This is a genomic window from Ruegeria sp. BHSB064 (genome assembly GCF_059613205.1).
In genome coordinates this window covers 1-9878 of sequence record NZ_JBXWSB010000143.1, presented here as the reverse complement: position 1 = coordinate 9878, position 9878 = coordinate 1, and the positions used below count along the sequence as shown (strand labels likewise).

11 protein-coding genes and 1 pseudogene are annotated in these 9878 nt (G+C 54.9%); 6 read left to right on the top strand and 6 right to left on the bottom strand.

Annotated features, from left to right (window positions below):
• Nucleotides 1–352: pseudogene (locus tag AC2FNU_RS21725) on the bottom strand (2OG-Fe(II) oxygenase); the annotation flags it as partial.
• A 79-nt stretch (nucleotides 353–431) separates the two neighbouring features.
• Between AC2FNU_RS21725 and AC2FNU_RS21720 the strand changes: the two are divergent.
• The gene (locus tag AC2FNU_RS21720; RefSeq protein WP_496792402.1) at nucleotides 432–1340 is read left to right on the top strand and encodes a LysR family transcriptional regulator; all 909 of its coding nucleotides are present in this window, start codon (nucleotides 432–434) and stop codon (nucleotides 1338–1340) included.
• Between the two features lie 17 nt (nucleotides 1341–1357).
• Here AC2FNU_RS21720 and AC2FNU_RS21715 read toward each other — a convergent pair whose 3' ends face one another.
• The 3 genes from AC2FNU_RS21715 to AC2FNU_RS21705 form a co-directional block, all read right to left on the bottom strand.
• On the bottom strand, nucleotides 1358–1492 hold the full coding sequence (locus AC2FNU_RS21715; protein ID WP_496792399.1) for a hypothetical protein: 135 nt from the start codon (nucleotides 1490–1492) through the stop codon (nucleotides 1358–1360).
• A 97-nt stretch (nucleotides 1493–1589) separates the two neighbouring features.
• Nucleotides 1590–2798: a M24 family metallopeptidase gene (locus AC2FNU_RS21710; protein ID WP_496792396.1), complete on the bottom strand. Its 1209-nt coding sequence runs from the start codon at nucleotides 2796–2798 to the stop codon at nucleotides 1590–1592.
• A 369-nt stretch (nucleotides 2799–3167) separates the two neighbouring features.
• Entirely contained in the window at nucleotides 3168–3473 is a 306-nt protein-coding gene (locus AC2FNU_RS21705; protein ID WP_496792392.1) for a YciI family protein, read from the bottom strand.
• A gap of 90 nt (nucleotides 3474–3563) precedes the next feature.
• Between AC2FNU_RS21705 and AC2FNU_RS21700 the strand changes: the two genes are divergently transcribed.
• Entirely contained in the window at nucleotides 3564–4436 is an 873-nt protein-coding gene (locus AC2FNU_RS21700; protein WP_496792390.1) for a LysR family transcriptional regulator, read from the top strand.
• A gap of 129 nt (nucleotides 4437–4565) precedes the next feature.
• Here AC2FNU_RS21700 and AC2FNU_RS21695 read toward each other — a convergent pair whose 3' ends face one another.
• Nucleotides 4566–5030: a hypothetical protein gene (locus tag AC2FNU_RS21695; RefSeq protein ID WP_496792387.1), complete on the bottom strand. Its 465-nt coding sequence runs from the start codon at nucleotides 5028–5030 to the stop codon at nucleotides 4566–4568.
• Nucleotides 5031–5098: 68 nt separating this feature from the next.
• Between AC2FNU_RS21695 and AC2FNU_RS21690 the strand changes: the two genes are divergently transcribed.
• Together AC2FNU_RS21690 and AC2FNU_RS21685 are read left to right on the top strand one after the other, a co-directional pair.
• Complete coding sequence (locus tag AC2FNU_RS21690) at nucleotides 5099–5854, top strand: helix-turn-helix domain-containing protein (protein WP_496792383.1); 756 nt, start codon at nucleotides 5099–5101, stop codon at nucleotides 5852–5854.
• A gap of 206 nt (nucleotides 5855–6060) precedes the next feature.
• Nucleotides 6061–7398 (top strand): MATE family efflux transporter, encoded by a 1338-nt coding sequence (locus AC2FNU_RS21685; protein WP_496792381.1) that lies wholly within the window; start codon nucleotides 6061–6063, stop codon nucleotides 7396–7398.
• Between the two features lie 32 nt (nucleotides 7399–7430).
• On the opposite strand, the gene AC2FNU_RS21680 is transcribed toward AC2FNU_RS21685, so the two are convergent.
• Nucleotides 7431–8246, bottom strand: a complete 816-nt coding sequence (locus AC2FNU_RS21680; protein WP_496792379.1) for an IclR family transcriptional regulator — start codon at nucleotides 8244–8246, stop codon at nucleotides 7431–7433.
• Between the two features lie 210 nt (nucleotides 8247–8456).
• Between AC2FNU_RS21680 and bhcA the strand changes: the two genes are divergently transcribed.
• Both bhcA and AC2FNU_RS21670 read left to right on the top strand, forming a co-directional pair.
• Complete coding sequence (bhcA, locus tag AC2FNU_RS21675; RefSeq protein WP_496792376.1) at nucleotides 8457–9647, top strand: L-aspartate--glyoxylate aminotransferase BhcA; 1191 nt, start codon at nucleotides 8457–8459, stop codon at nucleotides 9645–9647.
• Between the two features lie 10 nt (nucleotides 9648–9657).
• A partial coding sequence (locus tag AC2FNU_RS21670; RefSeq protein WP_496792374.1) for a pyridoxal-phosphate dependent enzyme occupies nucleotides 9658–9878 on the top strand: 221 nt, incomplete at its 3' end.

Here is a 9878-nt window from a genome sequence, read left to right as displayed (position 1 = left end):
CGAAGGGCTGCCATTCATACACTTCAATCACAGGGTTGCCCTCTAGCTGATCGGCGCAGAGCGTGTGATTGACCGTTTGCGACTTGATCATCGCGGGGTGTTTGTCATCAATACCGGGCATTTCGTCTTTGAAGTAGACATTGTGTTTGCGCGCATGCCGGAACGAAGCCGTGTCCATAGCGGGTTTCGCCGCATCGGCCGCCTGCTGCGCAACCCCGGGTTTGAAAAACCCCGGCAGATTGAACATGCCATCAGAAGCCAGATCTGCCCGGCACTTTTCTACTAACTTCGCGTATTCTGGACTGTCGGGTCGATCCAGCGGGTAAGTTTCAAGATCAAGCAGATGATTCATGGCGTCCTCCTTTACAGCATTGAAATTCAATCTATGACAATGACAACCAGAAAAATTATTGGGTATCATAAGATTTACTATGAGCTATAGTCACTCTCTTCCGCCTCTGACAGCGTTACGGGCCTTCGAAGCCGCCGCACGATGCGGCAGCTTCGTGTTGGCCGGAAAAGAACTGGGCGTCAGTTCCGCTGCCGTCAGTTTGCAGATCAAAACGCTCGAGGATCATCTGGGCAAAAGACTGTTTGTCCGAAAAGGCAACCGTATTTCACTGACGGATGCAGGTGAAATGATGTATCCCAAACTCGCCCGCGCTTTTGAGGAAATATCCGACGCGGCCCGGGTTGTGCACAACGCGACACGCACCCGACAATTGGTGATCAGCGTGTTACCGGCATTGGCAGAGCTTTGGTTTCTACCCAAGGCCGTCACATTTGCCGAAGAAACCGGAATCCCGCTGGATATCCGCGTGCAAGAAGACCCAATCGATTTTGAACGTGAAGCCATCGACATTCGCCTGACCTATGGCTCGACACTCTATCCGGGTTACCGGGAAGCACGCTTGTTTTCGGATGTTGCGATACCGGTCTGCGCCCCATCGTTCCTAGGTGCGTATCCGAATTTGGATCAAGCACTATCGATTATCCCCGATAGCAGATTCATTCACAACAAATGGGGGCCGAGTTACTCAAGCGAACCACTCTGGTCGGATTGGAGACAGCAAGCCGGATCTGACGCGACGCAGTTTTCCCATGCAGGTTTAACGATCAACGATCTGACGCTTGCCATCTCCGCCGCGAAAAGAGGAGCCGGTGTCGCCCTGGTTCCATCCGTTTTGGCAAAAACCGATCTCGAATCAGGATCGCTCGTGGCGCCTTCGCGGCATGCACTGAAAATGAAAAAAGACTACGTTTGCGTAATTCCGCATGCTCGATCCGAAACCACTGCCATCCGCCAATTCAGCGCACATTTGGATCTGGCTTGGGCATAAGGCGGCGACCGCGGGTATCAGCGTTGGATGCCGCACCGCTGGGCCCCGCCTGAGGCTACCGCCGAGGTGGTTTTTTCTTCGGGGAAGTCTGCAAATTCTACATAAAATACAGCCAGTTTTGAAACCTGCAGGACCTGATCCAGCAGGTCCATTTCTACTTTCCCTTGGCGTTGATAGTCGCCGACCGCAAAGGCAAGGGTCGACCCGTGACTTTGGGCCAAGAACTTTCGAGGCTAAGACTAGTGAGGTTTAGTTCAATAATTCTTCCTCGAACGGATAACTGGAAAGCAGCTCATAGCCGTCGTCGGTTATGAGGACCTGTTCTTCCAGCTTGACGCCATCTCGTTCACCCTCGGCACCTACGTAGCTTTCAACCGTCAGCACCATGCCAGCCTCCACCACACCATCATAAGGGTTAAGCCCCATGTGATAAGGGATGATCTTCGGGTATTCGTCGCACATACCCACCCCGTGATAGATGCAGGGATAGGCCTGCTTTTGAAACGCTTCGGGGATTTCGAAAGACTGCCTCTGCAATTCGTGAAAGGTTATCCCGGGGCGCAAGAGCGCCATATTGTGCTGCACTTCGTCATAGGCAATCTGATAGATTTCCTTTTGCCGAGCGGTGGGCTTGGCAGGACCGCAATGGAACGTGCGTGAGACGTCACAGAAATAACCCATGGGACCCACCATATCGGTGTCAAATCCAACCAGATCACCGGATTCAATCACCCGCTGGGTCGCCTCTTGCAGCCAAGGGTTGGTGCGCGGGCCCGAGCACAGCATCCTCCCATCATGCCACCCGCCCTGATTTGCCAGGTTGGTGTAATTCAAAATGCCCCACAGCTGAGTTTCGGTCACTCCGGGGCGCAAGGCCTCCTTCATCTTCGCCATACCCAGTTCTGCCACGGCCACCGACCACTTGATGCATTCGATCTCATCCGGGGATTTGATCAACCGCGCAGTCTCGGTCAGCGTCACACCGTCAACAACCTCGAGACCGCGTTGCAGACAAGCCTGGGTGACAGACGGGTTCACATATTCAATTGCAACGCGCCGACTGTCCGTGCCGATTTCTTCGAGGTAACCGTGCAAACGGTCGGCCAGTCGGCGTGCGTTGTCCACCAGGTTGGGGCCAGCATCAAAAAACGCCATAAAATCTGCAGGTTCCTCACGGTCTATCAGAGGGCTGTTGCCATAGCCTCCGAAGACAATGGTCGGACCGTCTTGTGCCATGAAGAGATAGGTCGTGGGGACCCGCGATTGATAAAGCTGATAAGAATCGTAGTTTACAGCGTATTGCAAACTCAGCGGATTCACGATCACCAGTGCCGCCACATCTTGAAGCTTCATCTGCTCCCGAATCCGACCTGTTCGGTACTCCAGAAGCCGCCCCATATCGATGTCTGGCAGATCGCGGAAACGGCGTAAGTCACTCCAGTTGTCATCCAGGATCATAGTGTCCGGGCGTTGGGGCGCTGTATTTGGCATAAAATGGGATCTCGTTTGGTGAAGAACACTGCGCCGGCAGAATTGGCAAAGCATTTTCAAAAAACTATCAATTCTGCGCCAAGCTTTTGTCGCCACTGAACATGAATTGGAAGAAACCGGAAAGTGGCCCCTGGTATCGGCGTCGCGGCAGTGGCCCCCATGTTTGTTTTCGAGGTTCTCCAGTGGACTCTGCCGAGAGATTTATCTGACCCAAAAATTCGCGTCCGACCACCGGACCGCCGCAGGTTTTGGAACTACTCAAGAACCCTTGTTCCAAGTGGTATATGGTCGAAGACACGCGGGTCGAGGCGATGCATTTTGTAGCTTGCTGACCCCTCAGCCCGAACAGATTATCCTCGACCCGTTTGCGTAAACCTGTTTCCAGCTTATGATCGCATAGGATTTCCTGAGACCCGTCGGCCAAAACGGATCTTCGCGCACAAGCCGCTCTACGTCTTCTTTTGATCCCGACTCAACAATCCATAAACCGTCGCACCCTTTTCCTTCTGAATCGGACAAAGGGCCAGCGCCTTCAATCTTATTTGAGTTCCGCTCAAGGAAATCGAGGTGCTTCGACATATGTTTGTATCGGATGTCCGGATCGGCATCTGGTGCATCTTCGAAAAGTATGATGAACTTCATTTTCTGACCTCCGTAAATTCACGTGAGAACAGATTTAGATCATCAATACTGCAGTTTGAATCAACGAAACTGTTGAGATAGTCTGCAAAAATGCAGGGTCATGATTGGAACGATCTTAAATTCCTTCTGGCGCTCCACCGCGAGGGAAAGCTAACTCAGGCAGGTCGCTCACTTGGCGTTAGTGAGACAACAGTCGCCCGGAGGATCAAGGCGCTGGAGCGGTCTTTGGATTGCACCTTGTTTTTGCGCAGTGCCGATGGACGGTACGAACCCACTGACGCTGCTCTGCAAATCCTGACGCATGTAGAAACAATTGAAGCGAAGAATGCTGCAATCACGGGCATATCTGGTGAGAGCGCACATCGCGTCAAGGGCGTTATCCGCATAAGCTCAGTACCGATTATCGTGAACCGTTTCCTCGTTCCAGGCTTCGCTGCCCTGGCGCGTTTGCATCCGAGCCTGACTGTCGAGCTGATCCCATCATCAAATAATCTGGACTTGTCTAAGCGAGAGGCCGACCTGGCGATACGCTTTGCGCGCCCATCAGGCGGCGGTCTACGAACCAAGGCGCAAAAATTGAGCGAGTTGTCCTTTGCGGCTTACGCGACAAGTTCTTTGTCGCCAGATCAAATAAAAGACTTGAAGTGGATCACCTACGATGAGGCGCATCAGACCTTACCCCAGGCAGCTTGGCTGGAAAACGTGGCGAGGTCTCCCGAATTGCGGGCCAATCTAAGAGTCGCAGATATTGAAACGGGTATGCAGGCCGTTGCGAAGGGGATCGGTAAAACGCTTTTGCCGCGCGCTATCGCATCCGACGATCCGCGGTTTCAAGAAGTTGAGGTGGAAAGTGTAACAGGATTTCCGACCAGGGAAGTTTGGTTGCTGTCACATGTGGATCAAGCATCAAGATTATCAGTTACCGTAGCGAAAGACTGGCTGAGCAGTCTGGACTGGGGTTAGGGCCGGAGACAAAAGCAAGCTTTCATCATGAATTTGGCATTGGCCCTTAAGGACCGATACGTGCCATGAATTAGCAGGCAACGATTCCTCGATACACCCAGTCCAAGCACGCTCGGCACAGAAACGGCGTCAGGTTTTCACCAGATCTCTCTCCGGTTGCGGCCTACTGCACAGCAGGATCAAAAGAAGAAAAGACAGATTTAACAGGACATTGAACGGAGCACCAACAAGTACGGATCCGGCGCTGTCTGCACAAAACCATGTCCATGCTGCCGCCCTTGCGACCTTCGCAGCTGCGACGGATGACAACGGCGCAACATATGACCCCAACGCCCATTGCATAGCACCCAACCCTGCGGTCAATCCGCCGACGATAGCCAGCAAAAGTGGCGATGGTACCGCCATGCCTGATGGAACAGAGTGGATCGGCCAGTAAGCCAGCTTCAGAAAAAGATGCGCCGGAAATTGAAATGCTGGCACAGCTGAAAACACAAAGAGAATTCCTGTGACCACCAGTATTCCGCCAGAAAAGCGCATCGCTGATTGTTGCCGTGTCATGATGTCCTCCTTTGAACCATGCCGGTCATGGGACATAAGTTGAACACAAAGCAATTACGTCACAGGTAAGTGATTTCTGCTCGGACGGTTGCTAAGCTCGGGGCATGACCCCGTATCCCGGTTTGCTGAAAGAATGGCGGAAACGTCGAAGAATGAGCCAGCTTGATCTGGCAATCGAAGCTGATGTCAGTGCACGCCATATATCCTTTCTGGAAACCGGGCGGTCCCGGCCCAGCCCGGATATGATACTTCACCTGTCTGAGGTTCTGAATATTCCGGTCGAAACCCGAAATCAGATGATGCGCGCAGAAGGTTTCGCCGCTCGCTTTGCCACGACACAGCTTGACGACACTGCAATGGCCCCGATCCGCAGCGCTGTTGAATGGACACTGAAAAGGCACGAACCCTATCCGGGAATGGTGTTGGATCGGGTCTGGAAGCTTGTACAACTCAACAGGCCCGCAGCGAAACTGTTTGCTCCTCTGGGTTTAGACATCGGGCAAAGTCTTCTTTCACTTTTGACGAGTCCGCAGATGAAAGCACTGGTCGAGAACTGGCCCGAAGTGGCGCATCACACGATGCTTCGGCTGCGATCGGAAAGCGCCAACGCCGGAGGAATACCCGAACTGGACGCGGCCGCACAGGCGCTTGCGCCCCAGGCGCGATCCTCCAGCGACATTAGTGTGGGGCCGACAGTTCCTGCGGTTTACCGCTTTGGGGAACACCGGGTTTCAATGTTTGGCACAATTGCTCAATTCAGCACGGTTACAGACGTCACACTTGACGACCTGAAGATAGAGCTTTTCTTCCCGTCTGACGAACGCAGCGCTGCTTTTTTTGAAGCTCTTTCCGAACCGTGACATAGCGGAGATCAGCGCGCCCGGAAACAGGACTTCAACCATCTGGACGCGGTTCAACTTATCCCATAGAACCAAATGCAACGCACTGTCCGGAAAGGGACCAAATTCATGATTCTTCCGTCGCAGGGTTGAACGGCCCTCGATCATCCAGAGCAGAACGCTCTATCGCGCGACATTGAGGCCGGGCCGAACCCGGTGTTTGAATCATGACAGACCAAATCCTTATTTCCCAGGCGCCGACACGCGCCGAGTTGTTACCGCTGATCAAACTGGCCGTCCCTTTGATGGTGGGTCTAGCCGCAGCGCTTTTAATCGGTGTGGTCGATACCGCAATGATTTCACCGCTCGGAACAGTGCCTTTGGCCGCAGCTGGGGTAACCACTGCCGTTCTGATCATTCTGATCTCTGCCCTTTGGGGCATAGTTACAGCGCTTTCAGTTCAGATTAGTCAGGCAGAGGGGGCCCGGGACCCTAAAAAGGTCGCTCTCGCATTGCGTGGCGGGCTTTTGCTTTGCTTGCTGGGCGGTGGTCTTGCGGCCCTTCTCATGATGGCTCTGTACCCTCTTTTGGGTCTGTTGGGCCAACCAACGGAAGTTCTTGCGATCCTTTTACCCTATTGGATGTCAATGGCGGTCTGGATTATCCCATTCAATTTGTTCTTTGGCCTGAAGGCGCTTTTTGATGCGGTGGGTCGGCCATGGACGGCAGTGGGTCTGTCCTACCTTGGCGTTTTAATCAACGTGCCCGCCAATTACACCCTTATCCACATTCTGGACCTCGGGATTCTGGGCGCAGGTTTGGCCAGTATCCTGTCACAATGTGCGTCGCTGATTGCCGCTCTCGTTGTTCTGAAACGCGCCCCGGGATTGGCGGCGTTTCGTCAACGGGTACAGGTTGTCTGGACCGACGTTTGGGCGCAGGCCAAAGACGCCCTGCCGCTTTGTCTTGGTTATGCTGGCGAGGGTGGAGCATACGCTGTGGTCGGCCTGATGATGGGGTGGCTTGGCGCAGAAGCCCTTGCTGCACATCAGATTGTCAACGCGCTGGCAGGATTGGCATACATGATCCCGCTTGGAATGGCCGGCGCGGCGTCCATCCGTGTGGGCCTTGCAGTCGGCGCAGGCGACACCTCGCGGTTGAGACCAATCCTGAAAGCATCGTTTGTCATGGTGACCCTCTGGCAGGCGATTGCAGCAATCGTGTTCATTACCGCTGGCCGAATGATGGCGGAATCTATGTCCAACGATCCTGCCGTAATCGAGCTCGCTGTAACTCTGTTCTTTATCGTCGCGCTGTTGCAGGTTGCGGATGGCGTTCAGGGCACGGCACTTGGCGCATTACGTGGAATGTCAGACATGAACTTGCCCACAGTCATCACACTGACCGCATACTGGCCCCTGGCCCTGCCGGCAAGCTATGCGCTTGGCTTCGTCTTTGACTATGGTGCCATGGGTGTTTGGATAGGGTATACGATCGGTTTGATCGTCGCGGCGGTTGCATTGCCCATTCGATTTTGGTCGTTGACCAAAGCGTATGAGCGATAATTCCAAACCCGCAGCGCTGAGACAGTTCAGGCTCAGCGCGGCGACCCGCCGATTTCCGTAGAGATTTCGCGCGCTGCCGTGAGGACCATTTCCCCGAAATGGGCGGCGTTGGCTTTGTTGATCCTTGCAGTCGGGCCTGAGACGGAAATCCCTGCACAAGGAACACCGAACTGGTTCATGATCGCGGCGCCTGTGCATGACATGCCCTCATAGCGCTCTTCATCATCGAAGGACCAGCCGCGTTGTCGGACCAGCGTCAGGTCTTCCAATAACGATGTCGTTGATCGGTGTGTGCGATCTGTAAAGGTTTCGAACGTGACATCTGACAGCAGGGTTTCAACCGCATTCGCGCTCATTTCGGCTAACAAGGCTTTGCCCGTACCGGACGCGTACATGGGCGTCCGCGCGCCGGGTGGAAAGAACGCGCGAATTGGGTTTCCCGTTTCGATCTGACTGACAAAAACAACGTGGCTGCCATCGGGCATGGCCATGTTTGCGGTCTCACCGGTCTCTCGCATGAGCCTGCGCAGGATGGGTCGGCCAATCTCAACCACACTGTTGCGGTTGAGGTAGGAGGCCCCTGTTCGATATGCCTCGATCCCAACCATCCATTCCTGGCGTTGTTCGTCGAAAGTGACATAGCCACGATTGGACAAGGTCGTCAGTATGCGATGCGTCGTCGCCGTTGGAACGCCTGTTTCCCGGCTGAGGTCGCTGAGCGTAGAGCGTTCCAAGGCCGCGAGCGTTGTGAGTGTTTCCAACGCGCGGTCGAGGGATTGTAGTGTTCCAGCCGAGCTTTCCTTGAAGATTGATTTGGGTCGTCCACGCGGTTTTTTGTGATTCTGCACCGGCTTTTTCCTGTGTGGTTAGGGCGTTGATTTAAGGCGTCGCGGCTTATTTTTCAAATCCAGCATTTTCCCTCGCAAAAATTGAAAAACTATCTCTTTCATTCCTTTCAGCACGTTAGGATATTTTTTCGCATAATGAAAAACATTTTCGAGAAAATTGCAAACCTCGCGGCTTGGTAAGATCATATTACCAATTCGGAGGAGTGTGTGATGTCTCAACAGAACCCTATCTTTATTCCCGGCCCGACGAATATCCCGGATCGTTTGCGTTTGGCGATGCAGGTTCAGACGCAGGATCACCGCGCGCCGGATTTTGTTGAAACCTTTGCGCCCGTGCTTGAAGACACCAAGCGCGTGTTTGGCACCGCCTCGGGCCAGGTCATCACCTTCCCGGCCAGCGGGACGGGCGGATGGGAAGCGTCGATCACCAATACGCTCAGCCCCGGTGATACGGTTCTGGTGGCGCGCTATGGCATGTTCAGCCATCGCTGGATCGACCTGTGTCAGCGTCACGGGCTGGATGTTCGGATCATCGAATGCGCGTGGGGCAGCGGTGCGCCGGCAGACAAGTTTGCCGAGGTTCTAGCAGCCGACAAGGCCCATGAGATCAAGGCGGTTCTGGTCACCCATAATGAGACTGCCACCGGCGTGCGTTCGGATATTGCGGCGGTGCGCAAGGCGATGGATGCCAGCGCTCATCCGGCGATGCTGTTTGTGGATTGCGTCAGCTCGCTGGCCTCGATGCCGTTCGCGTTTGATGACTGGGGCGTCGATATCGCGGTCTCGGGCTCGCAGAAAGGCTTCATGCTGGCGACCGGCATGGCGATCCTGTGCGTCAGCCCCAAGGCGCTGGCGGCGATGGAGACCGCCCAACTGCCGCGCACCTTCTTTGACTTCCGAGACATGATGAATGCCAACGCGTCGGGGGGCTTTCCTTATACCCCGCCGCTGCAGCTGATCTATGGCATGCGCGAAAGCCTGAAGATGCTGTTCGAGGAAGGCTTGGACAATGTCTATGCCCGCCACTTCCGTCTCGCCGAAGGCGTGCGCAAGGCCACCTTGGCCTGGGGGCTGGAGCTGGTGGCGCAGTCGCCGGATCTCTACTCGGACACCGTCAGCGCGATCTACGTGCCCGACGGCTTCGACAGCAATGCGCTGACGGATCATGCCTTCAATGCCTATGGCGTCAGCTTTGGCATCGGTCTGGGTGAGATGAACGGCAAAGCCTTCCGCATCGGCCATCTGGGCAGTCTGACGGATGTGATGGTTCTGTCCGGGCTGGCCACCATCGAAATGGCCATGGCCGATCTGGACTATCCGATCGAGCTGGGCAGCGGTGTGGCCGCAGCGCAGGAATACTTCCGCGCGGGCCGTGCCACACCCATGCAATCCGCAGCGTAAGGAGGCCCTGATGTTGGATGCAATGACCACAGCCGATTGCCTGACCATCGCCGATATGCGCGAGGCGCATGAGCGGATCAAACCCCATATCAACCGCACGCCGGTGCTGCGCTCCGCCTATCTGGACGACCTGACCGGCGCGCAGCTGTTCTTCAAATGCGAGAACTTCCAGGAGGCGGGCGCTTTCAAAGTGCGCGGGGCCTGCAATGCGGTCTTTGGCCTGAACGACGA